General features: G+C 56.0%; 20 protein-coding genes. 12 read left to right on the top strand and 8 right to left on the bottom strand.

The annotated features are described in order from the left end of the window. The first annotated feature begins 62 nt into the window (after positions 1–62). Positions 63–1,340 carry a 4-aminobutyrate--2-oxoglutarate transaminase gene (gene gabT, locus CFT65_RS02570; RefSeq protein WP_088826468.1) on the top strand — a complete coding sequence of 426 codons (1,278 nt, stop codon included), beginning with the start codon at positions 63–65 and terminating at the stop codon, positions 1,338–1,340. 209 nt (positions 1,341–1,549) lie between these two features. Further along, positions 1,550–2,314, top strand: coding sequence for a VC0807 family protein (locus tag CFT65_RS02575; RefSeq protein ID WP_088826469.1), 765 nt, complete (start codon positions 1,550–1,552; stop codon positions 2,312–2,314). Between the two features lie 94 nt (positions 2,315–2,408). Here the strand turns inward: CFT65_RS02575 and gyrB are convergent, their stop codons facing one another. From gyrB to dnaA, 5 genes are all read right to left on the bottom strand, one after another. Continuing rightward, positions 2,409–4,823: a DNA topoisomerase (ATP-hydrolyzing) subunit B gene (gene gyrB / locus CFT65_RS02580; RefSeq protein WP_088826470.1), complete on the bottom strand. Its 2,415-nt coding sequence runs from the start codon at positions 4,821–4,823 to the stop codon at positions 2,409–2,411. Positions 4,824–4,877: 54 nt separating this feature from the next. After that, positions 4,878–6,005: a DNA replication/repair protein RecF gene (gene recF, locus CFT65_RS02585; protein WP_088826471.1), complete on the bottom strand. Its 1,128-nt coding sequence runs from the start codon at positions 6,003–6,005 to the stop codon at positions 4,878–4,880. 127 nt (positions 6,006–6,132) lie between these two features. Then, the gene (locus CFT65_RS02590) at positions 6,133–7,404 is read right to left on the bottom strand and encodes an ABC1 kinase family protein (RefSeq protein WP_088826472.1); all 1,272 of its coding nucleotides are present in this window, start codon (positions 7,402–7,404) and stop codon (positions 6,133–6,135) included. A gap of 15 nt (positions 7,405–7,419) precedes the next feature. Next, entirely contained in the window at positions 7,420–8,523 is a 1,104-nt protein-coding gene (gene dnaN, locus CFT65_RS02595) for a DNA polymerase III subunit beta (protein ID WP_088826473.1), read from the bottom strand. A 55-nt stretch (positions 8,524–8,578) separates the two neighbouring features. Then, the gene (dnaA, locus tag CFT65_RS02600) at positions 8,579–10,033 is read right to left on the bottom strand and encodes a chromosomal replication initiator protein DnaA (RefSeq protein WP_088826474.1); all 1,455 of its coding nucleotides are present in this window, start codon (positions 10,031–10,033) and stop codon (positions 8,579–8,581) included. A 645-nt stretch (positions 10,034–10,678) separates the two neighbouring features. Between dnaA and rpmH the strand changes: the two genes are divergently transcribed. From rpmH to CFT65_RS02635, 7 genes are all read left to right on the top strand, one after another. Further along, positions 10,679–10,813: a 50S ribosomal protein L34 gene (gene rpmH, locus CFT65_RS02605; RefSeq protein ID WP_008172542.1), complete on the top strand. Its 135-nt coding sequence runs from the start codon at positions 10,679–10,681 to the stop codon at positions 10,811–10,813. Positions 10,814–10,827: 14 nt separating this feature from the next. Beyond that, complete coding sequence (gene rnpA / locus CFT65_RS02610; RefSeq protein WP_088826475.1) at positions 10,828–11,235, top strand: ribonuclease P protein component; 408 nt, start codon at positions 10,828–10,830, stop codon at positions 11,233–11,235. Beyond that, positions 11,235–11,528: a membrane protein insertion efficiency factor YidD gene (gene yidD, locus CFT65_RS02615; protein WP_088826476.1), complete on the top strand. Its 294-nt coding sequence runs from the start codon at positions 11,235–11,237 to the stop codon at positions 11,526–11,528. Before rnpA ends, yidD begins: the two co-directional genes overlap by 1 nt. A 4-nt stretch (positions 11,529–11,532) precedes the next feature. Next, positions 11,533–13,248, top strand: a complete 1,716-nt coding sequence (gene yidC / locus CFT65_RS02620) for a membrane protein insertase YidC (protein ID WP_088826477.1) — start codon at positions 11,533–11,535, stop codon at positions 13,246–13,248. A 70-nt stretch (positions 13,249–13,318) separates the two neighbouring features. After that, complete coding sequence (mnmE, locus tag CFT65_RS02625; RefSeq protein WP_088826478.1) at positions 13,319–14,689, top strand: tRNA uridine-5-carboxymethylaminomethyl(34) synthesis GTPase MnmE; 1,371 nt, start codon at positions 13,319–13,321, stop codon at positions 14,687–14,689. A 130-nt stretch (positions 14,690–14,819) separates the two neighbouring features. Next, positions 14,820–15,431 carry a 2-hydroxychromene-2-carboxylate isomerase gene (locus CFT65_RS02630; protein WP_088826479.1) on the top strand — a complete coding sequence of 204 codons (612 nt, stop codon included), beginning with the start codon at positions 14,820–14,822 and terminating at the stop codon, positions 15,429–15,431. Beyond that, complete coding sequence (locus tag CFT65_RS02635) at positions 15,431–16,132, top strand: glutathione S-transferase N-terminal domain-containing protein (RefSeq protein ID WP_088826480.1); 702 nt, start codon at positions 15,431–15,433, stop codon at positions 16,130–16,132. The genes CFT65_RS02630 and CFT65_RS02635 overlap by 1 nt, the downstream gene beginning before the upstream one ends. Positions 16,133–16,199: 67 nt before the next feature. Here CFT65_RS02635 and thpD read toward each other — a convergent pair whose 3' ends face one another. After that, the gene (gene thpD, locus CFT65_RS02640; RefSeq protein WP_088826481.1) at positions 16,200–17,135 is read right to left on the bottom strand and encodes an ectoine hydroxylase; all 936 of its coding nucleotides are present in this window, start codon (positions 17,133–17,135) and stop codon (positions 16,200–16,202) included. 164 nt (positions 17,136–17,299) lie between these two features. After that, complete coding sequence (locus tag CFT65_RS02645; protein ID WP_088826482.1) at positions 17,300–19,120, bottom strand: acyl-CoA dehydrogenase C-terminal domain-containing protein; 1,821 nt, start codon at positions 19,118–19,120, stop codon at positions 17,300–17,302. A 247-nt stretch (positions 19,121–19,367) separates the two neighbouring features. Between CFT65_RS02645 and CFT65_RS02650 the strand changes: the two genes are divergently transcribed. From CFT65_RS02650 to CFT65_RS02660, 3 genes are read left to right on the top strand one after another with little or no spacing between them, the layout of a single operon-like run. Then, positions 19,368–19,928, top strand: coding sequence for a DUF3833 domain-containing protein (locus CFT65_RS02650; RefSeq protein ID WP_088826483.1), 561 nt, complete (start codon positions 19,368–19,370; stop codon positions 19,926–19,928). Positions 19,929–19,966: 38 nt separating this feature from the next. Beyond that, positions 19,967–21,061 carry an efflux RND transporter periplasmic adaptor subunit gene (locus tag CFT65_RS02655; protein WP_088826484.1) on the top strand — a complete coding sequence of 365 codons (1,095 nt, stop codon included), beginning with the start codon at positions 19,967–19,969 and terminating at the stop codon, positions 21,059–21,061. Between the two features lie 3 nt (positions 21,062–21,064). Beyond that, complete coding sequence (locus tag CFT65_RS02660; protein WP_088826485.1) at positions 21,065–24,211, top strand: efflux RND transporter permease subunit; 3,147 nt, start codon at positions 21,065–21,067, stop codon at positions 24,209–24,211. A gap of 12 nt (positions 24,212–24,223) precedes the next feature. On the opposite strand, the gene CFT65_RS02665 is transcribed toward CFT65_RS02660, so the two are convergent. Continuing rightward, positions 24,224–25,489, bottom strand: coding sequence for an EAL domain-containing protein (locus CFT65_RS02665; protein ID WP_088826486.1), 1,266 nt, complete (start codon positions 25,487–25,489; stop codon positions 24,224–24,226). Positions 25,490–25,715 lie beyond the last annotated feature (226 nt).

Raw genomic sequence — 25,715 nt, forward strand, 5'->3', positions numbered from 1 at the left:
CGACCGGACTACTTACACTGTCAGGTGAAACTTCCGAACCTGAACCCAGGGAGAATGGCAAAGTGAGCAATAAAGAATTGCAGGCACTCAAAGAACGCTACGTTGCGGCGGGCGCGGCAAGTCCGAACGAACAGTTTGCCGACCATGCAACGAATGCGGAATTGTGGGATGCAGACGGCAAACGCATGATCGATTTTGCTGGCGGCATCGGCGTATTGAACATTGGCCACCGTCACCCAAAGGTGGTGGAAGCGGTCAAGGCGCAGCTGGACAAGCTGATGCACACCTGCCAGACGGTCATGCCCTACGAGGGCTACGTTAAACTGGCGGAGAAGCTGAGCGGCGTAGTACCGGTACGTGGCCATGCCAAGGTGATGCTGGCGAACTCCGGCGCTGAAGCCCTGGAAAACGCCATGAAGATCGCCCGTGCGGCGACCGGCAAGACCAACGTAATCTGCTTTGACGGCGGTTATCACGGTCGTACCTTCTACACCATGGCGATGAACGGCAAGGCCGCCCCTTACCAGACCGACTTCGGGCCCATGCCCGGTACCGTTTACCGTGCACCATACCCGGTTCCTTATCACGGCGTTAGCGAAGACGAAGCATTGCGTGGCCTGAAGATGGCCATGAAGGCGGATTCGCCGGGCCACAACACCGCGGCGATCGTCATCGAGCCGGTCCTGGGTGAGGGCGGCTTCTACGCGGCACCGACCAGTTTCCTGAAGGAAATCCGCAAGATTTGTGATGAGAACGACATCCTGATGATCGCGGATGAAGTGCAGAGCGGCTTTGGCCGGACCGGCAAGATGTTTGCCATTGAGCACAGTGGCGTTGAGCCGGATCTGATGACCATGGCCAAGAGTATGGCGGATGGCATGCCGATTTCCGCGATTGTTGGTACCGACAAGTACATGGATGCTTCCGGCCCGAACTCGCTGGGCGGCACCTACACCGGTAGTCCGACAGCCTGTGCCGCAGCCCTCGCCGTGTTCGATGTGTTCAAGGAAGAGGACATTCTTGGTAAGGCCCAGGCGCTGGGCGAGAAGCTGAAGCAACGCTTCGGTCAGTGGCAGGAGCAGTTTGCCCATGTCGATAATGTGCGCAATCTCGGCCCCATGGCGGCCTTTGAGCTGGTAGAAAGCAAGGATAGCCATACACCCAAACCGGAACTCGCAGCGGCGGTGACCAAGAAAGCGAAGGAGAAGGGTCTGATTCTTCTGAGCTGTGGCATGTACGGCAATACTTTGCGTTTCCTTATGCCGGTAACCATCGAAGACGATGTGCTGGAAGAAGGGCTGGCCATTGTGGAAGAAAGCCTCAAGGAAGTGGGTGCCTGATCGGCGCTGACATCCACGAAGAACCAGAAAAGCCGGGCATAAGCCCGGCTTTTTTATACCTATTTGAAAGCCGGGCATTCTGACAGCCAAACCACCGCTTCTGTGTCCGGGGACGGCGGTTACGTCCGCACTCCGATTCGTCGTATACTGCCCAGACTACTTCAGCAGTGCCACTTGCCCTGCTCCAGTTCCACCAACCAGGCTAGATCATGACGTCTCCGAGCTCCGCGAACATACCGGACCACAAGCCAAGGCCCTGGGTCGATTTGCTGGTCAGCATTATCATTCCTTCCGTTATCCTGATGAAATTCAGTGGCGAGGAACACCTGGGCAACGTCAATGCGCTGCTCATCGGCCTGGCGTTTCCCCTGGGCTGGGGCCTGTTCGAGTTGATCAAATACCGCAAGAAAAACTTCATCGCGGTACTCGGCCTGGTCAGCGTTGGCCTGACCGGTGGCATCGGTTTACTGGAACTGGATGCCGGCTGGCTGGCCATCAAGGAAGCCGCGATTCCCGCAATCATTGGTCTGGCGGTACTGGCCTCTACCAGAACCAGGTACCCACTGGTACGCACACTGCTGTACAACCCGAGTGTTCTGGATGTGGATAAGATCCATAAAACACTCGAGGAACACGGCCGGGTTGGTGAGTTCGAAGAACGTCTTCTGAAGGCCAGCTACTTCTTTGCCGGCACCTTTCTTTTCTCATCGATCATGAACTACGTGCTCGCCAAATGGATCGTGGTCAGCCCCTCCGGCACCCAGGCGTTCAATGAGGAGCTCGGCCGGATGACGCTGGTGAGCTATCCGATGATCGCCATTCCTTCGATGATCATGATGATGCTGATTTTCTATTATCTCTGGCGGACCATTCGACGGCTGACCGGCTACACGCTGGAAGAGGTGATGGCGCCTCATCTGGCAGAGAAAGAGAAGGAACGAAACAAATCCTCGGAATCGACCACAGGGAAATAGCAGCCCCCTGGATTTTCCGTTAAGGCCGGACACAAAAAAGCGGCGGAGGCTTCAAAACCTCCGCCGCTTTTTTATTGCGCCTGGACGTTATTGATCAGATATCCAGGTTAGTCACTTCCAGCGCATTGGTCTGGATAAAGTTGCGACGCGGCTCTACGTCGTCACCCATCAGAGTTGTGAAGATCTGGTCGGCCGCAATGGCGTCTTCGATGGTCACTTTCATCATCCGACGGGTCTCCGGGTCCATGGTGGTTTCCCACAACTGTTCCGGGTTCATCTCGCCCAGTCCTTTGTAGCGCTGAATGTTCAGACCGCGCTGAGCCTCTTTCATCAGCCAATCCAGAGCGCCCTCAAAAGAGAGAACCGCCTGTTTGCGCTCACCCCGTTGGATATAAGCGCCTTCTTCAATGAGCCCATCCAGGGTCTCACCCATGCGGGCGATCGCCGCATACGAGGATGATTCGAAGAAATCATGGCTGAAGACATGGTCGTAGGGGATCCCGTGAACGTAGATGGTCACTTTCGGGAGGTACAGGCCCCGTTCGGTATCCTTGGTTACCGAGAAGGTGTACTTGGTCCCGGTACGGGTATCCAGGTCCAGGCCGTCACCCAGGCGCGCGACCCAGCGAGCCACTTCCGCTTCCTCTTTCAGGTGCTCAGGCTTGAGGGTAACGTTCTGAAGCATCTGTTCCAGAACCTTGGCCGGGTAGGCACGGGACAGGCGGCCAATCATGTTCATAACGGCCTGGTAGTCCTTGACCATGGTTTCCAGTGCGGAATCCTTGATCGCCGGAGCCTCCGGATTCACATAGAGCTGGGCGCCTTCCAGAGCCGTCTGGGTAAGGTAGGCTTCCTTGGCCTTCTCGTCCTTCAGGTACTGCTCCTGTTTGCCACGCTTGACCTTGTACAGCGGTGGCATGGCGATAAAGACGTGGCCTCGCTCGATGATTTCGCGCATCTGACGGAACAGGAAGGTCAGCAGCAGGGTCCGGATGTGGGAACCGTCCACGTCCGCATCGGTCATGATAATAATCGAGTGGTAACGCAGCTTGTCGGGATTGAACTCTTCCCGGCCAATACCACAACCGAGAGCTGTGATCAGGGTGCCCACTTCCGCAGAGGAGAGCATCTTGTCAAAGCGGGCTTTTTCCACGTTCAGGATCTTACCCTTCAACGGGAGGATTGCCTGGGTCTTGCGGTCACGGCCCTGTTTGGCACTGCCACCGGCCGAGTCACCCTCCACGATGTACAGTTCGGAAAGGGCAGGATCTTTCTCCTGGCAGTCCGCCAGTTTTCCGGGCAAGCCGGCAATGTCCAGGGCCCCTTTTCGACGGGTCATATCCCGTGCCTTACGAGCAGCTTCACGGGCCCGGGCGGCCTCGATCATCTTGTTGACGATGAGCTTGGCTTCGTTCGGCTGTTCCTGCAGGTATTCGGCAAAACTCTGGTACAGCTCCTGCTCGACCGCGGTTTTTACCTCGGAGGACACCAGTTTGTCCTTGGTCTGGGAGGAGAACTTCGGGTCCGGAACTTTCACGCTAATGATGGCAGTGAGGCCTTCACGGGCATCGTCACCGGAAGTCGCAACCTTCGCCTTCTTACCCAGACCTTCCTGCTCAATGTAGTTGTTCAGGGAACGGGTGAGAGCCGCCCGGAAACCGGCCAGATGGGTACCACCATCCCGCTGGGGGATGTTATTGGTAAAACAGTAAAGGTTTTCCTGGAAGGCATCATTCCATTGCATGGACACTTCCACGGCAATACCGTCTTCCCGCTCACGGTTGAAGTGGAATACCCGGTTAATCGGGGTCTTGTTAGCATTCAGATGCTCAACAAATGCCCGCAGACCACCTTCATATTGAAAAACTTCTTCCTTGCCCGAACGTTCATCGGTCAGACGGATGCGGACGCCACTGTTCAAAAACGCCAGTTCACGAAGGCGCTTGGCAAGAATGTCGTAGTGGAACTCAATGTGAGTGAAGGTTTCCGGCGACGGAATGAAATGCACCTTGGTGCCCGAGGCGTCGGTTTCGCCAACAGCCGCCAGAGGCGCATTAGGAATACCGTGGGTGTAGGTCTGCTCGTACACCTTGTTGTCACGACGGATAGTCAGGGTAAGGGTAGAGGACAAGGCGTTAACCACGGATACACCCACGCCGTGAAGGCCACCAGACACCTTGTAGGAGTTGTCATCGAACTTACCACCAGCGTGCAGCACTGTCATGATAACTTCGGCAGCGGAAACGCCTTCCTCTTCGTGCAGATCCACCGGGATGCCACGGCCGTTGTCTTTCACGGTTACCGATTCGTCCGGGTGGATAACCACGCCAATCTCTGAGCAATAGCCCGCAAGCGCTTCGTCGATGGAGTTATCCACCAATTCAAAGACCATGTGGTGCAGGCCGGTGCCATCATCGGTATCCCCAATGTACATGCCTGGCCGCTTTCGCACCGCATCCAGTCCTTTCAAGACTTTGATACTGGAGGAATTATAATTCGATTCACTCATTCGGAAACTCCTGAAGCGTGATAGCCCGGGCAGTATTCGCTCTTCGCACCGGTCTTATTCTTCCGTCAATTTGCCATGTTCCACGTGGAACAATCTGTAATCTGGTGCCTTACCGCCTGGCCAGAGCTGTTCCACGAGTGGACGCTCTATAGACGTGATGAACACCTGACAACGTAATGCCTGTAGTCTGCTGGCCAGCATGGCCCGATGCCCTTCATCCAGCTCGGCGTTAATATCGTCAAGCAAAAAGGTCACCTGTTTGCCCATATCACTCAGAACCATGCCTTGGGCAATCTTCATCAAAATCACCAGGGTTTTCTGCTGGCCCCGGGAGAAGGTTTCAGCAACAGGCCTGCCCTGAAACTTCAGCCGGATGTCGGCGCGGTTCGGACCATAAAGCGTGTGTCCAACCTTTCGCTCCTGCTCCCGATGATCTACAAGCAATTCCACCAGTGGGCAGCTAACATCCCAGCCCGGGTAGTACTCAAGCTTCAGACCTTCGGTCCAGGGTACTTCCACTTCCCGAACCAGCTTTTCAAAAGCCGCCTTAAACCGGCCAAAGGTGCCAGCGCGAGCCTCGGTAATGCGTTCACTCAGGGTGGTGTACTGGTTATCCCAGACCCGCATTAAAGCTTCGTCTAGTCTACCATTTCTCAGCGTTTGATTCCGCTGTGATGTGACTCGCTGGCATTGTTGCCATAACGATCCGAAAGAAGGTTCCACGTGGAACACTAACCAGTCGAGAAATTGTCGCCGCTTTCCTGGTCCGCCGGCGACCACATCAAACACTCCCGGATCAATTACCGATACTGGAAAATGTTTCGCGAGCCCAGACAGGCTACGCACCGCTTCCCCATCCACTCGCAAAACCGTTTCCTTCTGCCCAATATCCCGAGATATTCCGAGCCGGTGCACGAGTTCCGAATTTTTCGTGCGGTCGCTCTCCTCGAGACCATGATCCAACCCGCCAAAGACCGTGAGTCGTTGTTGACCGTGACTCACCACCGCCTGATGTCGATTCACTCGAAAAGAACGACCCAACCCCAGGTACCCTATGGCTTCCAGGACACTGGTTTTGCCGCTGCCATTTTCTCCGTACAACAGATTGAAGGAAGGCGAAAAGCTCACAGGCGCAGAAGACAAGTTTCGAAAATTTTCAGTCTGGAATTTTACAAGCGCCATAGAAAAGCAAACTCGAGGGGCAGAGGGGAGAGAATCGAATGAAACCCGTCAAACGAAAAAGGCGGCGTTACCTCCCTTCAGTAACGCCGCCCTAGTGTACAAAAGCCAATCGCTCAAGGCGACAGCCTCAGTGAAGCATGTTCAGCCGTTCGTCCATGAACACATCCATTTCCGGAGCAAGGATGTGCACATACCGGTCGAAGTACAGAAATTGCTTCAGCAGCAAGGCAAATTCCCTCGGGAAATGCAGCCCATGGCTTTCACCGATCTTAACCATATCCATCAGAATATGATTAACATCGTCCTCTGCCTGATCCGCCTCATAAGGCACTTCATCCGGCACCATCTTGTCCATCTGCTGATACAGCCTTTTCAGATCAGCAGCGAGGTCTTCCACTCGGACAGTCTGGCGGGTAATGCCGATACGAATCATGGCATCGGCCATCCCATCGAAATTGCCAACCATTACCGCCGAAATAAAATCACTGACTGCCTGCCAGGTATCCGGCTTGATCCGACCAACAATGCCAAAATCGATAAAACCGACCCGGCCATCCTTCAGCACCATCAGGTTTCCGGCGTGAACATCGGCATGAAAGAACTCGCACTGCGTCAGACTGGCAAACCAGGTATTCATCGCGGTGATCAGGGTCCGCTCCGGATCACGAGCGTAACCACGAATGCTTTCCAGATCCGTCAGCGAAACACCATGAAAGCGTTCCATTGTCAGAATCCGACGGGTGCTGCAATGCTCGAACACCCTCGGCACTGCCGCGTCTTCATTATGGGTGTCGTGCAGGAAATCCCGGAATACCTTGAGGTTGTTGGCTTCCTTGATGAAGTCACACTCTTCCATCATGGTCCGCTGGATTTCTTCGACAATACCGGACATGGATGTCCAGGACAGTTTCGGCGCCAGGGTTTCAATAATGCGGGCGGACACATACAGAAAGTTCAGGTCCGTCAGCAGGATGTTCTCGACCCCCGGCTTCTGCACCTTGATAACCACCTCTTCACCGGTTACCAGCCGCGCGGCATGCACCTGAGCAATCGAAGCCGACGCCAATGCTACCGGATCGATTTCTGAATAGACTTCATCCAGCGGTCTTCCCAGCTCGTCCCGGATAATCTTCTTGATGACGCCGAACGGCAGGTTCGGGGTCTTATCCAGGCAGTTCTGGAATTCCTCCACATACTCCTTCGGGAAAAATGTAGGGGAACTGGCAATAAACTGTCCCAGCTTGATATAGGTCGCACCGAGGGATTCAAACGTCTGCCTCAGCAGCCTCGGCGTCGGAGGACGCTCCCCCCTCAGCCAATTGATCCCGGTGCGCCCGAGTACCGACACAGTCTGGCCAATCCGGAACGCGCCTTTGATTCCGTTCGTTACGGTACTCATCAATCTATCTTCCTCCTACAGCCTCATGGGCATGACAACATAGAGGCAGCGGTTATCATTCTGCGCCTCAATCAACGCACTGCTGTTGGGATTGGACAGGGTAATCTTGACCTGATCCTCATCCAGCGCGTTCATAACATCCACCAGGTAGCCTACATTAAAACCGATCTGCAGGGATTCACCCTGATAGTCCACCGGAAGCGCGTCTTCGGCCTGTTCCTGATCCGGGTTGTTGGCGAATACCTGGAGTTCATTCGAAGCCAAGTTAAGTCGTACACCACGGATATTTTCGTGAGACAGGATCCCCGCCCGTTGCAGGGTATTCTTCAATGTGGCGCGGTCGGCCAGAACAACCTTGTCGCCCCCTCGCGGAATAACCCGGTTGTAATCGGGGAATTTCCCTTCAATAAGTTTCGACGTAAAGGTGTACGAACCCACCGTCGCCCGCAGATGATTGTCACCAATGACGAGGGTAACCGGTGTTTCCACATCATCCAGCAACCTGGCAAGCTCAAGGACCCCTTTACGCGGGACAATAACCTGCCGCAACTCCGGGCAATTGGTCGGCAGTTCCAGGTGTGCCATCGCCAGCCGGTGACCATCCGTCGCCACCGTCCGGACATGATCCTTGTCCACTTCCAGCAACAGGCCGTTCAGGTAGTAGCGAACATCCTGCTGAGCCATGGCAAATGCAGTGGCGTCCAGCATCCGGCCCAGTTCTTTTTGGGGTAACTCCAGACGGAAGCTTTCATCTTCGTCTTCCACGTTGGGGAAGTGCTCCGCCGGCAGTGTGGACAACGTGAAATGACTGGCGCCACAGCGCAGGTGCAAGCGATCGCCTTCAAGCGAAAGTTCCATCGGCGCTTCGTCGCCAAGGGCGCGGGAAATATCGGACAGCTTGCGGGCCGGAACAGTAATCCGGCCGGGCTGATCCACATGCACCGGCGTTACCCGTGCCACCAGCTCCACTTCCATATTGGTACCGGTCAGGGTCAGGGTATTGTCCTCGGCCACCAGCAGAACGTTGGACAACACGGGCATGGTCTGTTTCTTTTCCACTACACCGGCAATGCTTTGCAGCGGGGTGAGCAGGGATTCACGGCTGATCGTCAGTTTCATGGCACTCAGCTTTCTTTATGTTGGAAGGGTGAATGTTGTTCGCCAACGCCCGGCATCAGGTGGTCAGCAGTCTCATAAAATTCTGATAATCCTCGCGGATGCCCGGATCAGTCTCCTGCAATTCCACGATTTTCTTGCACGCATGCAATACGGTGGTGTGGTCCCGACCACCAAAGGCGTCGCCAATCTCGGGCAAGCTGTGATTGGTCAACTCCTTGGACAGGGACATGGCGACCTGCCGGGGCCGGGTCACCGTTCGGGTCCGGCGCTTGGATAGCAAATCGGCTACCTTGATCTTGTAATACTCCGCCACAGTTCGCTGAATGTTATCGATGCTCACCTGTTTCTCGTGCAGCGCCAACAGGTCTTTCAAGCTCTCCCGGATAAACGGGGGTGTGATTTCCGAACCGGTGAAGTGAGCATTCGCTATCACCAAACGCAACGCCCCTTCAAGTTCTCGAACATTCGAACGAATCTTCTGGGCAATAAAAAAAGCCGCTTCGCTGCTCAGCTTTACGTTGGCCTGATCGGCCTTTTTCATCAGAATGGCCACCCGGGTTTCGAGTTCCGGTGGCTCAACCATGACAGTCAGGCCCCAGCCAAACCGGGATTTGAGCCGCTCTTCCATATCGACAATTTCTTTCGGGAACCGGTCACAGGTCACGATCACCTGCTGACCACCTTCCAGCAGCGCATTAAACGTGTGGAAGAATTCTTCCTGGGAGCGCTCCTTGCGGGCAAAAAACTGGATGTCGTCGATCAGCAGGGCATCCACCGACCGGTAGTAGCGCTTGAATTCATTGATCGCATTCAGTTGCAGCGCCTTGACCATGTCTGCCACGAATCGTTCCGAGCGAAGATAAGCCACTTTCGCCTTGGGGTTGCGACGGACAATTTCGTTGCCGATCGCATGCATCAGGTGTGTTTTACCAAGACCAACACCGCCGTACAGGAACAACGGATTGTAGGCACCACCCGGATTCTCCGCCACCTGCATGGAGGCCGCTCTAGCCAACTGGTTGGATTTACCTTCGACAAAGGTTTCGAAGGTGAATCCTTCATTCAGGAAACTCTGGTGCTTGATATCGCCTTCAACCTGAACCGGCCGCCGCTCACTACCACTTTTCGGGCGAACAGAAGGCGAACCGGCCACCGTAGCGGCCACACCTTTCTCTTCTTCGGTGACCCGGCTACCGGTCTCTTCATGAACCTGGCCATTAACCCGAGCAGGTACTTCCGAGCGTTTGACCGGTTCATCTTCACGGGGTGCCGAACCCACTTTCATATTGACGCGGGGCGCCTGCCCGCCGTTCAGATCCTTGAGCACCTCTTCGATACGCCTCAGGTACTTTTCGTTCACCCAATCCATCACAAAGCGGTTCGGAGCGAACAGCATCAGCTGCCCCTCCCGGTGATCGGATTGGAGGGGCCTGAGCCAGGTATTGAACTGTTGTGCGGGAAACTCGTCCCGGAGTACTTCAAGACATTGATGCCACATACTGTTTGGCACGACAGCCTGCTCCCGATAACCCTGAAATGTCTCTGAACGGACAAGGGACTTCCTGTCCTGTGAGATGACCCCGGATTCTAACCCGACCGGCCCCCCAGTGAAAGAGCCAAAGCCAGTTAATGAACAGCCTGTGGAAATTTATTCCTTTATATTTCATATTTTTACGAACTTACCTACAACCTTGTGTACAGAAAATAACTTCTCGGAAAGTTACCCACAGGCCTGTGTGCACAGCCCGGGTTTAACCCTGTTAGGAACCACGGGACGCAACCGGGGATAACTTCGACCCATCACACTAAACCCACTTACCCACATTTCGCCCTGCCGCCGTCCACAGCCCTCAGGGCGCCTTATCAATACCCTTATAAACCGTTCAGGAATCTGTTTTTCAAACTATTTTTTTGCTTATCCACAGAAATCTTCGATACTAATAACAGTAATAATTAATCCTTAAAAGAATTCTAAAAAGACTTACTGAATTTATTAGCTGGCCAGGCCATTCGGGAATTTTCAGGATGCGCACAACCCATTAGCAATAAGCATTGAATTCCCACCGGTATTTGCATAGAATGCCGCTCCTGTTTTGGCTGTTCATTTTCCAGCCAGTTACTGAATTTCCAACTTACGAATTGTGAGATCATCACCATGAAAAGAACGTTTCAACCAAGCGTCCTGAAGCGTAAGCGCGTTCACGGTTTCCGTGCCCGTATGGCCACTGCCAACGGTCGCAAGGTTATTTCCCGTCGTCGTGCCAAGGGCCGCGCACGTCTGTCCGCGTAAGCTCTGATTGCCTGATGAAGGCTTTGAGTTTCCCGAAATCACATCGTCTTTTGCGACCTGCTGATTACGGCAAAGTCTTCAACGACGTGCAGCTGAAAGTTCCGCACCGGAATTTTCTGATCCTGGCAACACCGAACAACCTCGGTCACGCCAGGATCGGTTTGATCTTCTCGAAGAAGAACCTCAAGCTTGCCGTCCAGAGAAACCGGATAAAACGACAGGTCAGAGAAAGCTTTCGGCACCAGACGGACCTGCCGGGTGTCGATCTTGTGGTTCTGGGACGGCAGGGACTGGTTTCCCTGGACAACCATTTGGTGCGCGCAGCCATGGACGACCTCTGGCGCCGTCTCAGGAAAAAGTACGCTCAATCTCAGCCATCCCGGGCAGCAACATCCGAACCTGCCGGTCGAGGAACGGGTTAATGCGCAAGCTTCTGCTTTTGCCCATCCGCTTCTACCAGTACGCAATCAGTCCCCTGATGGCCAGTCACTGCCGCCACTATCCCACCTGCTCACAATACGCCGTTGAAGCCATAACCCATCATGGCGCGCTTAAAGGATTATTTCTCGCGATCCGGCGTCTGTTAAGGTGTCATCCCTGGGCCGAAGGCGGTTATGATCCTGTACCGGGAACAACAGACCCCCGGGTTCAGGAAACGGCAACAACCTGCGTACACGCTGATCATTCCCATACAACAACCCAGACCAGACAGTAACTCTATGGATATTCAACGCATCGTATTATTTGCCGGCCTGGCTATTGTCAGTTATCTGATGGTGCTTGCCTGGAATGAGGATTACCATCAGCAGCCGCAGACGGCTCAAGTCGCTGAATCGCAGCCTTCGCAAAACAACGGCAGCATGGGCAGTTCAGACGATATGGTGCTTCCGGAGGAAGGTACTGCACAGGTAGACGGTGACGGCGAGTTCACTACACCGGAAACAGGTCAGGCTGTCGTAAGCTCAACAGAAAACAACACCACCGTCAGCGATCAGTTCATTACTGTCCGCACTGACGTGTACGACCTGCAAATTGATCGGGTAAGCGGTAACCTGGTGAAAGCCCAGTTGCTTGACTACGACGACTCCCTGAACAGCAAGGAACCGCTGACACTCCTGAACAACACGCAGAACCGTCTCTACGTTCTTGAAAGCGGTCTGATCGGTCGTGACGGTCCTGATAGCCGCAAAAACGGTTCCGCTCCCGTCTACAATGCAGACGCCTCCAGCTATGAGCTGGCTGAGGGTGACAACCAGCTCCAGGTAAACCTGACATACACCACCGATAGCGGTGTGCAGATCACCAAGCACTACCAGTTTGAACGCGACAGCTATGAGATAGGCGTCAAGTACCTGGTTGAGAACCAGTCCGGTGAAAACTGGCAAGGCAATTTCACCGGCAAGATCGTCCGTGACCAGTCTCCAGACCCAACCTCCCAGACCAGCATGGGTATTCAGGCATTTCTTGGCCTGGTGATCAGCTCCCCGGAAGATCCCTACGAGAAATTCGATTTTGGCGACCTGCAGGAGACCCAGATCAACCAGTCCGTCACCAACGGCTGGCTGGCCTTTCTCCAGCACTACTTCCTGTCTGCCTGGGTACCCGAACGTGACATCTCTGCCCAGTATCAGACCACACAACGTGGCCAGAACTACGTGATGGGCTTTGTCTACCCCGCCACCACAGTAGCGCCGGGCGAGACCGCCGAGATCGGTGCACGGGCTTATGTCGGACCGAAAATCATTGAGCGTCTGGAAGCCGTGGCTCCGAACATGGACCGTACCGTTGATTTCGGCTGGCTGTTCTTTATTTCCCTGCCGCTGTTCATCATTCTGGATTGGTTCCACAGCCTTGTTGGCAACTGGGGTGTTGCCATCATCCTGCTGACGGTTCTGGTCAAGGGGGTGTTCTTCCACCTGTCCGCCACCAGTTACAAGTCCATGGCCAAAATGCGGGCGGTAGCGCCTCAGCTGACCCGGCTAAAAGAGCTCTATGGTGACGACCGACAGCGCATGTCCCAGGAAATGATGGCGCTGTACAAGCGGGAGAAGATCAATCCGCTCGGGGGCTGTCTGCCAATACTGGTGCAGATGCCCGTGTTCATCTCCCTGTACTGGGTACTGTTTGAGAGTGTCCAGCTACGCCATGCGCCATTCATGCTGTGGATTCAGGATCTGTCGGTGATGGACCCGTATTTCATCCTGCCGATTCTGATGGGCGCCAGCATGTTCCTGCAGATGAGTCTGAACCCGACGCCGCCGGATCCCATGCAGGCCAAGATCATGAAGATGATGCCGTTGATCTTCACCGTGTTCTTCCTGTGGTTCCCGGCCGGTCTGGTACTGTACTGGCTGGTAAACAACATTCTGTCCATTGCCCAGCAGTGGTACATTACCCGCAAGATCGAAGCAGAAATGGCCGGTAAAAAGCACTGACCGGTGCCCGAACCGACCCGGCAAAGGCTCCTCTGTGGAGCCTTTGTTGTTTTCAGCCTGTGGAAAAAGCATGAGCCAGAGTTCTGAAACCATCACAGCCATAGCCACCGCACCCGGACAGGCCGGGGTCGGAATCGTTCGCGTGTCCGGTCCCAAGGCCCGGGCTATTGCCAGACAGATGCTTGGGTTTGAGCCCAAACCCCGTTATGCCCATTACGGCCCATTCCAAGATAGCCGGGGCGAGTTGATTGACGAGGGCATCGGGCTGTTTTTCCCTAATCCCCACTCCTTTACCGGTGAGGATGTATTCGAGCTTCAGGGCCACGGTGGCACCGTGATTCTCGATCTTCTGCTTCGGGAAGTGTGCAGCCAGGGCGCAAGACTGGCCCGCCCCGGTGAGTTTTCCGAGCGGGCGTTTCTGAACGACAAACTGGATCTGGCCCAGGCCGAAGCGATTGCCGATCTGATCGAGAGCAGCTCGGAACAGGCAGCGCGTTGTGCCGTTCGTTCCATGCAGGGGGTGTTCTCCCGGCAGATCGAGGATCTGGTGGACGCGGTGACCCACCTGCGGATCTACGTTGAGGCGGCGATCGATTTTCCCGAGGAGGAGATCGACTTCCTGGCCGACGGCAAGGTGGCCAGTGACCTTCAAAACCTCCTGGAGCGGCTCGGGAAAATCCTGGCCGAAGCCCAGCAGGGAACTATTCTTCGTGACGGCATGAAAGTGGTGATCGGCGGAAGGCCCAATGCCGGCAAGTCGAGTCTACTCAATGCCCTCGCCGGTCGCGAAGCGGCCATTGTTACGGCGATTGAGGGCACAACCCGTGATGTCCTGCGGGAGCACATCCACATCGATGGGATGCCCCTGCACATTATCGATACCGCCGGCCTGCGGGACAGCCCGGACGAAGTGGAACAGATCGGAATTGCCCGGGCCTGGGAGGAAATCCGTCAGGCCGATCGTATTCTTCTGATGGTGGATGCGACAACCACCGATAAAACCAGTCCCCATGAAATCTGGCCGGATTTCATCGACCAGCTACCGGCCAACGCCCCGGTGACGGTGATACGTAACAAGGTGGACCTCTCTGGTGAACCGGTCGGCATCAGTGCCGAAGATCACCAGAGCGCGCCGGTGATCCGGTTGGCGGCAAAGTCTGCCGAGGGCCTGGACATACTCCGGGACCATCTCAAACAGTGCATGGGGTTTGCCAGCACCACAGAGGGCGGTTTTCTGGCCCGGCGCCGGCATCTGGATGCCCTGGAACGGGCCCAGACCTTGTTGATTCAGGGCCAGAGCCAGCTAGAGGGTTTTGGTGCCGGTGAGCTTCTGGCTGAAGACCTGCGTGCCGCACAGGACAGCCTGGGCGAGATCACCGGGCATCTGACGCCTGATGAGTTATTAGGCAAGATCTTCAGCAGCTTCTGCATCGGAAAGTAATCAGAAAGTCTGTAATGAATCTCATTGACCGCAAATGATTTGCTGAATGCTTTATTGAGCGACCACTCAATAAAAGCTAGAGTACTGGACAGGCTACAAAACCAACTCAAACGTCCAGGACCTTTAAACAATGAATCCCGAGATCGATTACTACTTCACCTGCATTTCCCCGTTTACCTATCTTGGTCACCGGGCCCTTCTGGATACAGCCCGCACCGCGGGTGCCAGGGTCAATTTCAAACCCGTTAAGCTGGCAAAAGTGTTTGCCAATTCCGGAGCTAAGCCCGTTCCGGATCGTCCGATCTGCCGTCAAGAATACCGTCTGCTTGAAATTGAACGGTGGGCGAGGAAACGGGATTTGCCCGTGAACCTGAAGCCCGCGCATTTTCCGACAGATCCCGGGTTGGCAGACCGTTGCGCTATTGCTCTGCAGGAAGCCGGTAAAGATGCTGGTGAATTTGTGCAGCGTGCCTTGGAAGCGTGTTGGTCCGAGGAGAGAAACATTGCCGAAGAAGCTGTGATCCGTGACATCCTGACCAGTCTGCAATTCGATGCCGAAGCCGTGCTCCGGTCAGCGGATTCATCCGCCGTTGCTGACCAGTATGATCGCAACAGTGACGAAGCCGTGGAACGGGGCGTACTGGGTGCGCCTGCCTACCTGTTGAACGGCGAGCAGTTTTGGGGGCAAGACAGGATTGAGCTGTTGGCGGAGACTCTCGACTCGCAACGCGGTGCCCAGTAATGATTGATCTCTATTACTGGCCGACACCCAACGGCCACAAGATCACGATATTTCTGGAAGAGACCGGGCTGGACTACCGGATCCACCCTGTGGATATCAGCGCCGGAGAACAGTTCAAACCAGATTTCCTCGCCTTCTCCCCCAATAACCGTATGCCGGCCATCGTTGATAATGATCCGCCAGAGGGCAGTGAGCCTGTGAGCGTGTTTGAGTCAGGTGCCATCCTTTTGTACCTCGCAGAAAAGGCCGGCCGTTTCATGCCATTCAGTCTGCATGGCAGAAAAACGGTGCTGGAATGGCTGATGTGGCAAATGGGAGGTCTGGGGCCCATGGCCGGCCAGAATCATCATTTCGTCCAGTATGCCCCTGAGCAAATACCCTATGCGATCAGTCGATACGTCAACGAAACAAATCGTCTGTACGGCGTACTCGATACCCGTTTGAAGGGGCGGGACTGGGTTGCTGACGATTATTCCATTGCCGATATGGCCATTTACCCGTGGATCGTACCCCACGAACGACAGAGACAATTTCTGACGGACTTTCCCAACCTTGAGCGGTGGTTCCATTCGATGCAGGCGAGACCTGCAGTCAGGGCTGCTTACGAAAAAGGAGAGCCCTGGTCGAGCCGCCCGGCGGTGACTGAAGAAGGAAAAAAGCTGTTGTTTGGCCAAAAGGCCACTCGGGACAGAGAAGAATAGGCAGGGAGGAAGCCGAACCAAGGGAAGCCTCGAAGCTTCCCTTGTGGGTTTCACTTTGAGAACATCGTTAACCGGTTCTGCGCCAGTCTGCCTGACCTACCGGTTTGAGTGCTTGGGTGTGACTGCGATTCCCCAGGAAATCCGGCCGCGGTTTGTTGCCGCAGAAAGGGGCTTGCAGCTGGTTCTCCACACTGTTGTAGACGAAAAACAGGTTGCTGCGCGGCCAGGGCGAGATATTGGCATTAGAGGCGTGGAGCGTGTTGCACTCGAAGATGATCAGCGAGCCGGCAGGGCCGGTTGGCGCTTTGATACCGTAGTCATCCGCCATGGCTGCCAGGTCCCGATTGCTGGGAACACCCAGTTCCTGTTTTTTAAGCGACGACTGATAGTTGTCCTCGGGTGTGCGGCCAACGCAGGGTACAAAGGTCTTGTGAGAACCCGGGATGAGCATCAGGGGGCCGTTGAAGGGCGTGTTGTCGGTGAGGGCGATGGAAAAGCTGACTGCCCGCATCCGTGGCATGCCGTCCTCGGCGTGCCAGGTTTCAAAATCCGAGTGCCAGTCAAAACCCTTGCCGTGGAAACCGGGTTTGAAGTTGATCCGGGACTGGTGGATGTAGGCTTCACTGCCCAGAAGCTGGCGCACCATTGCCAGAATCCTGGGATCCCGGGTCAGCCGGTCGAATCGGTCCGACAGTTCGTGAATGCCAAAAATCGAGCGGATTTCCTGCTTGCCGGGCTCGGTAATGGTGCCTTCCGAGCGCAGGATGCTTTCATCGTCCTCATAGCCCCGCAAATCCTCCCGGAACTGGCGCACGGTGGCCTGGTCGAAAAAACTGTCGAAGACCAGAAAACCGTCGCGCTCATACTGTGCCAGCTCAGTCTCACTCAGTGGTCCGTCGAATCGGTCCGAACCGCTGCTGTGCACCACGGTATCCTGACGTTCAAAGCTTTTGGTGGGGCGTTCCAGGCGGGTGGGATAAAAGTCGTCAGTACGAGTCTCCATATTCGAACCTCCTTACTTTTATTCGAGAAATCAGAACATCTCTATTTAATTCAGTTAGTTAATAACTCCGATCGGAAATGCACCGGTAAGGTGGGGTCAGGCGGGGATATTTCAAGGTCAAAAAAACCCGGGCTGAGGCCCGGGGATAACGTGTACCGGATACCCTACCCGGTGAAGGCCAGATCCTCGGCGTCGAGCTGCATCAGGTTTTTGCTGGGGCTGAGCATGCTGGTGGCGTGGCTCTGGGCCCGGGGCAGCAAACGTTCAAAATAGAACTCGGTGGTGGCGAGCTTGGCCTGGTAAAAGCCGGTGGATTCCTCACCACCGTTATCGAGTTTTTCCACAGCCACCGCAGCCTGACGCAGCCAGATATAGGCCATGGTGACGTAGCCGCTGTACATCAGGAAATCGTAGGCTGCGGAACTTACCACATCCCGGTCCTTGCGGGCCGCGAGCATGATCCGCACCGTCAGCAGATTCCACTGGCCGGTCAACTTGAGCAGCTCAAGCGCCCAAGGCCGCAGTCGTTTGTCGGTGAGATGCTTACGGGCAAAATTGGCAATGTTCAGGGTGAACTCGCGCACCGCGCCGCCCTGGGTCATCAGCAATACTTTTCGTCCCAGAAGGTCCAGCGCCTGGATACCGGTAGTGCCCTCGTAAAGGGTGGCGATGCGGGTATCCCGGACAATCTGCTCCATACCATGTTCCCGGATGTAACCATGGCCGCCAAAAACCTGGACCCCCAGGTTAGCCGCTTCGCAGCCGAGTTCAGTGAGAAAGCCCTTCAGAATTGGCGTCAGGAAGCCGAGTTTGTCATCGTACTTTTCCGCCTTTTTATCGTCACCTTCGGTGAATCCCTCGACCATGTGATCGGCCAGCCGGGCCGCGTAATACAGCATGGCACGACCGCCTTCGGCGATGGCCTTCTGGGTCAGTAACATCCGGCGCACATCAGCATGATGGATCAGGCTGTCGGCGACCTGGTCCGGCTCTTTCTTGCCTGAGAGTGCCCGCATGGAGCGCCGATCTTTTGCATAGGCCAACGCCCACTGATAGGACAGCTCCGCCGGCCCGACGCCCTGAATGGCGGTGCCGATGCGGGCGGTGTTCATGAAAGTGAACATGCAATTGAGCCCTTCATTCTCGGGGCCAATGAGAAAACCGGTGGCGCCATCAAAATTCAGCACACAGGTGGCCGAGGCCTTGATGCCCATTTTCTTTTCCAGGCTGCCGCAGGCGACACCGTTACGCTTACCGACGTCGCCGTTACTGTCGGGCAGGAACTTGGGTACGATAAAAAGGCTGATACCCCGGGTGCCCTTGGGGGCGTCGGGCAGACTGGCCAGCACAATATGGATAATGTTCTCGGTCAGGTCGTGGTCGCCAGAGGAGATGAAGATCTTGGTTCCGGTTAGCCGGTAGCTGCCGTCGGCTTGTGGTTCGGCTTTGGTCTTTACCTGGCCCAGATCGGTGCCACACTGGGGTTCGGTCAGGCACATGGTGCCGGCCCAGCGGCCCTCGGTCAGTGGCGCAAGGTAGGTCTGTTTCTGGTCTTCCGTACCATGAAGGAAAATCGTGTTCATGGCCCCCAGGGACAGCCCCGGATACATGGAGAAGGGCCAGTTGGCGGTACCCATCATTTCCTGTTTCAGCAGTCCCATGGACGCGGGAAGGCCCTGGCCGCCGTATTCCTCGGGCGCTGAGAGTCCCTGCCAGCCCCCCATGGCGTATTGCTGGTAGGCTTCCCGGTAACCGGCGGGTGTGGTGACTTCACCGTTGTCCAGTTTGCAGCCTTCTTCGTCGCCAGAGAGGTAAAGTGGGCTCAGCACCTCTTCACAAAACTTTCCGCATTCGCCGAGTATCGCGTCCACGATATCGGGCGTGGCGTTTTCACCGCTGGTCAGGGTGGCGTAATGACCCGGGTAATCGAACACCTCGTTCAGCAGGAATTTCATGTCGCGCAGGGGTGCTTTGTAAACCGGCATAGCGGAATCCTCTGTGTCTTTCTCAACAGTCTTGGGTGGGCAACCACCGTTCGTTGCCTTGTGTTTTACGCCAATACCCGGGCACTGCCATTGACGAAAAGCACCGGGCAGACTGTCAGAATGGACAATTGGCCGAGATGACGTAGCAGAGACCGTGGATTCCGGGTAATGATCGTTAAAGAGGGTTTCGGCGTATTTCCTTGCGCCGAGGACCCCCACATATTCCTGTTCAGAGAGTGTAAAAGTCATGCAAAGCCTGTTTACTGAGATATCGAAACGCCTGTCGACACCTATACTCTGGGTATTGTTTTCGGCACTGCTGCTCAGTGGCTGTGCCAGTCCCTCGCTCGAGGACTACGCCGACCGCAAGCCAGAGCTGGTCCCTGAAGAGTTCTTTACCGGCGAACTTTCCGCCCGCGGGGTGCTCAAGAATTTTTCCGGTGAGGTGATTCGCACCTTTGATGCGGATATCAGCGCGTCATGGGATGACGAGGGCGTGGGTACACTCGATGAGGTGTTCCGTTTCGATGACGGCGAAGTGCAGAGCCGTGTCTGGACCCTGACTCCCGCGGACGACGGCTACCATGCTGATGCCGGTGACGTGGTTGAACCCGGAACCATGCGTTGGAGTGGCAATGCAATTCACATGAATTATGTGCTCCAGGTGGCCTATGGCGACGGTACCCTGGACGTACGCATGGATGACTGGATGTACCTGATTACGCCCGACACGTTGATCAATCAGACCACCATGAGCAAGTGGGGAATCGACGTGGGCGAGGTGGTTCTGGTCATCCAGAAAAAGTAACAGACGACTAACCTGACCCCGAAATACCTGGAAATCCTATGTGGAAACAGTGGTTGATTGCGTTGGTACTGGTGGCTGTCGCTATCGGCGGCGCCTTTGTGTATCAGAACTTCGATGATGGGACCGCCGCCCAGAGCGGCCGCGAACGTCCCGCCAGCGCGGTTAACACTATGCTTCCGCAGATGGAGGCAGTACGGGATGTGGTCAACGCCGTTGGCAGTCTCAAAGCCCTGAACGCGGTGGAACTGACCACGGAAGTCAGTGGCCGGGTGGTGGAATTGAATCTGGAAACCGGCCGCCGGGTGGGGCAGGGCGACGTGCTGTTGCGGCTTGATGATCGACAGGCCCGGGCAGACCTGCAGGTGATCGAGGCGCAACTGGCGGATGCCCGCCGACAGCTTGAAAGGGCACAGCGGTTGCGCTCGAACAACAGTATTTCCCAGTCCCAGGTGGATCAACTGAGAACGTCAGTCGATGTCGCCGAGGCACAGCGTCAGTCAGCTCAAGTTCGTCTGGAAAACCACCGGATTGAGGCGCCGTTTGCCGGTGTGGTCGGGTTGAGTGACATCAGCGTCGGCGCCTACATTACTGCCGGAACCTCGGTGACTACCCTGGATACCACCGATCGTATGGAACTGGGCTTTTCGATCCCGGAGCGTTTCCTGGGGCAGGTGAGTCTCGGGCAAGAGGTAAGAGGCGCATCGCCGGCCTATCCGGACCAGACCTTTTCCGGTCAGCTGGTGGAGTTGGGTTCCAGGGTTAGTGAGTTGAGTCGTTCGCTGCCCGTCCGGGCACTGATCGATAATCCGGATGGCCTGCTCCGGCCGGGTCAGTTCATGTCTGCGACGCTAACGCTCCGGGAACGGCAAGCACTGGTAATCCCCGAACAGGCGGTGATGATCCGGGGTGATGAGCAATATGTGTTTGTGGCGGAAGATGGTGTGGCCCGGCGGGTGTCGGTGAACCTGGGGTCGCGCATGCCCGGTTTTGTGGAAGTTTCGAACGGTTTGAGCCAGGAAGACCCGGTGATCGTGACCGGCCAGGATCGGCTCAGCAGTGGGGATCGGGTTCGGGTATTGGAAGACGACAAAGCCATTCCCGAGAACCGTTTTATCACGGCCAAGAAGTCGTAACCGGTGGTCCTCTCTGACGTTTCCATCAAGCGGCCGGTGTTCGCAACGGTCCTCAGTCTTCTGATCGTGGTGTTCGGTCTGGCAGCCCTGATGGGACTGCCGGTGCGCGAGTATCCGGACATTGACCCACCCGTTGTTTCCATCTCCACCGACTACACCGGCGCAGCAGCCGAGGTGGTGGATACTCAGATTACCCAGGTGATAGAGGGTGCCATCAGTGGCATTGAGGGTATTCGGTCTATCGAATCATCCACCGAGCAGGGCGAATCCCGAACCAGTATTGAATTTACCACGGCCCGGGATGTGGATATCGCCGCCAATGATGTCCGTGATGCGGTGTCCCGGGTGGCCAACCAGTTGCCAGACGAAGCCGATCCACCAGTGGTGCGTAAGGCGGATTCCGATGCACGCCCGATGATGTGGGTGACCCTGCGCAGTGATGTCTGGGACAGTGCCGAATTGAGTGACTTTGCCGACCGGGTCCTGGCGGACAGGTTGTCGGTACTCGATGGTGTTGCCGACGTGCGTATCGGCGGCGAACGGCGCTATGCCATCCGGGTCTGGCTGGATCGCGAACGTCTTGCGGCCCGGGATATAACCGTTGCAGAAGTCGAACGGGCCCTGCGTGCCAACAACGTGGAGCTGCCGGCCGGATCGGTGGATTCGTCCACCCGGAATTTCACCGTGCGGGCCGAGGGCCGGCTGTCGAACGTGGAACAATTCCGGGAGCTGGTGATTCGCCGGGATGGCAATGATCTGTTGCGCCTGGGCGAGGTGGCCAATGTCCAGATGGGTGTGGAGTCGGATGTAAGCCGCCTGCGCGCGAATGGCCAGACCGCCATCGGCATGGGGATTATCCGCCAGTCCAAGGCCAACACCGTGGCGGTTTCCGATGCCGTCCGCGCCGAGCTGGAGAAGATCCGGGAGACACTGCCACCGGAAGTCACCATCGCGGAAAGCTACGACGAATCCATTTTCATCCGGGCTTCCATCAAGGAAGTCGTCACCACGCTCGCCATTGCGGTGTCCCTGGTTATCCTGGTTATCTTCCTGTTCCTGCGCTCCTGGCGGGCTACCCTCATTCCCGCGGTGACCATTCCGGTTGCGGTGATTGGTGCCTTTATCGGTCTCGGCTTCCTGGGTTTTTCCGTCAACGTACTGACCCTGCTGGCGGTGATTCTTGCCATCGGACTGGTGGTGGACGATGCCATCGTAATGCTGGAAAACATCCAGCGCCGGATTGACGAGGGTGAGCCTCCGTTGCTTGCCGCCTACCGGGGCGCGAAGCAGGTCGCCTTTGCCGTGATAGCGACCACTCTGACCCTCGTAGCGGTGTTCGTTCCTATCTCCTTCATGGGCGGCAACATTGGCCGGCTGTTTGCCGAATTCGGCTTTACCCTGGCGGCGGCAGTGGTATTTTCGAGCCTCGTGGCCCTGACCCTGGCACCGATGCTGTGTTCCAAGTGGCTCAGGCACAGCCCCGAATCGGCAGAAGGGCATCGTCTCTGGGCCGCGAGCGAAAAAGTCCTGGATGGCCTGACCAATGGTTACCGCAGGCTGTTGGAGTTTTCCCTGAGGCAGCCGGGATTATTACTGGGCCTGGGACTTGTCGGCCTGGTCATTACCGCCGTGGTTTATCCGAAATTGCCCCAGGAGCTGGCGCCAACCGAAGACCGGGCCGTGATCATCATGCCGACCAGCGCGCCCAGGGGTTCGACGGTGGAGTACACCGATCATTACGTTCGGCAGGTGGAAGAAACACTGCTGCCCTACCTGGATGAAGGCATCGCCAACCGTTTGCTCGCTATCGTCGGATTCCGCAATGAAGAGGACAACGCCTTCATGATCATGGGCCTGGTGCCCTGGGAAGAGCGTGATATCAAGCAGCAGGAGGTGACCAGCGAAATCCGCAGAAAGTTGGCTGATGTGTCCGGCATTCGAACTGTGGCCGTCAATCCGGCGGGTCTGGGCCAGAGGGGATTCAGCCAGGCCATCGAGTTTGTGGTGGCCGGTCCGGACTATGAGTCGGTTCAGGCCTGGAGTCAGGAGATCGTGGAGCGCGCCAAGGAAAACCCGAATCTCCAGAACCTGGATACCGATTTCGAGCTGACCCGACCGGAACTGAGGGTGAATATCGACCGGGAGCGGGCCGCGGATCTGGATATCACGGTAGAGGACGTGGGCCTTACCTTGCAGACCATGCTGGCTTCCCGGCAGGTAACCACATACATCGATCGAGGCCGGGAATACGATGTAATTATTCAGGCGGAAGACGCGAACCGGGCAACGCCTGAAGACCTCGGCCAGATTTTCCTGCGGCCCCGGGAGGGCGGTAACCTTATTCCATTGCAGGCGCTGGTTTCCGTGCAGGAAATCGGTGCCAATCCGGATCTCCGGCGCATCGACCGCCTGCCCGCCGTGGTGATCAGTGCGTCTATGGCGGACGGTTACGACCTGGGTTCTGCATTGACCTACCTGAACAACCTGGCTGTGGATAACCTGCCTCCGGAAGCCCGCATCAGCTACAAGGGCCTGAGCCGGGAATTCCAGGAATCCTCGGCCGCCATCTACGTTACCTTTGCCCTGGCTTTTGTCATTGTGTTCCTGGTGTTAGCGGCCCAGTTTGAAAGCTGGATCCATCCGCTGATCATCATGCTGTCGGTACCACTGGCGGTGACCGGGGCTCTGCTGGCGCTCTGGTGGACGGGGATCAGTCTGAACATCTACAGCCAGATCGGTATCATCATGTTGCTGGGGTTGATGGCCAAGAACGGGATACTGATCGTGGAGTTTGCCAATCAGCTTCGGGATAAAGGCTATGAGGTGCGGGAAGCCATTCTCGAGGGTGCCTGCCTGCGTTTCCGTCCGGTACTGATGACCACCATATCGACGATTTTCGGTGCCGTGCCCCTGGTGATTGCAACCGGCGCCGGGGCCGAGAGCCGGGAGTCTATTGGTGTGGTAATTCTGGGTGGGCTGATCTTCGCTACCACGCTGACACTGTTCATCATACCGGTGCTGTATAACCTGTTGGCGCGGTTTGCCAAATCTTCCAATGCAGTGGAGAAGGAACTGGAGCGCCAGGCTTCGGGCCAGGCTGGTGGCACAGGGCTGGCGGCAGCGCCGCAGAAACGCGCGGATGATTTCTGAAGGACCTGGTGATTACAGGGTGGCCGGGAATTCCAGCTGGCCACCGAACATTTCATCAGGGTGGATGTCGACACAAAAGACTTGTTGCCCTGGCAGTATGGTTGAAAGTGTCACTGTGCGTTTTGCGTCTGGAAGACCGACGTAGGGGCGACAACTGCTGATGTGCTGAGGCCGTTCAAGGGCATTACGGAAGTATTCCCGGTGTGTCCACTGAGCGCCGGCGGAGTGATACAGCGGATTGAATTTTCCACGATGGATATCCGGATTGGCGCGCGCCAGGTTGCCCTGTTGAATGCCCTGTGGGTTGAGCAGGAAACACCGTTTCACGCCGTCCACTTCCAACAGCTTGCTACAGGCGGTGTTGAACGGTAGCTCCCGGCTCAGGGAATGGCAGGCTTCCAGAATTTCGAAGCGCAGAAGGCGAAAATAGCTCTCCTGGTCCTGAATATCCTGGGCTGAAGATTCACTGGAATCGGCAATGATTCGCTTCAATGCCTGTTCCGTAACTTCCTGCTCATGATCATGCAGGCTGGTTGGCCGGGCAAACAGGAAGCCCTGCAGCAGATCGGCTTCGGTTTGAAGAGCGATGTGGCCTTGGGTGCTGTTCTCGATTCCCTCCAGAAGCACAAGACTGCCGCTTTCACGGATCATCTTTACCAGACTTTCCAGAAGCATTCTGGCCCGACTGTTATTCTCCGCATTGACCAACAGGCTCCGGTCCAGTTTTACGATGAGCGGATTGATGCGCCACAAACGCTCGAAATTGGAATCGCCCATACCAAAATCATCAATGGCAATCTGAAAACCGTGTGCCTTCGCCTTGAGAATGAATTCCAGTAGCGCGGTTGGGTTGTCGGATGCGGTTTCCACCAGTTCCAGAACCACTTTCTCGGGATCGATTCCGCTGCTCTGACATTGCAGAGTGAGTTTCTCGAGCGAGGCTTCCGGATGGATGCAGGTGCCAGGATTGATATTCAGGAACAGCCATACAGCCTGAGAGCTGACAGCAAAGTTATCCAGGTGAAGCTGCAACAGATATCTGTCCAGTTCTGGAGTCTGGTTATTCTCCTCGGCTTGCTCGAACAGCTTGAAGGGAGAGATGCTTTCGTTGTTCTTTCTGACCCGGACCAGAGCCTCGTAGCCAACCAGTTTTCGATGGGTCGGACTCAGTATCGGCTGGTAAACAGAACTGAAATCATAGTCGTCGATGATCTTCGGGGTGCGGGTTATTTCGGCTCCGCGATAGATGCGCCGTGGAAGTCGGACTACGCTGCTCATGGTCAGGAACCTTTATACTGCCAATGGTCTGGCCATCCTGGCCTGCTGATAAAAGAGTGTCTGAACAGGTAGATAAAGCGAATTCCGTACCAGAGAGACAAAAATCAAGCAGCTAAGTATGTTTAAACCCGTCAAATAAATGAATCGCACGATCGGTTTCGGAACAACTGCACCGGATTCGGGCAGATTCTGGGCGGGAAGGTTGGCAATGCACCAAAACAGGATT

It is taken from the genome of Marinobacter sp. es.048, from assembly GCF_900188435.1.
GTDB lineage: Bacteria > Pseudomonadota > Gammaproteobacteria > Pseudomonadales > Oleiphilaceae > Marinobacter.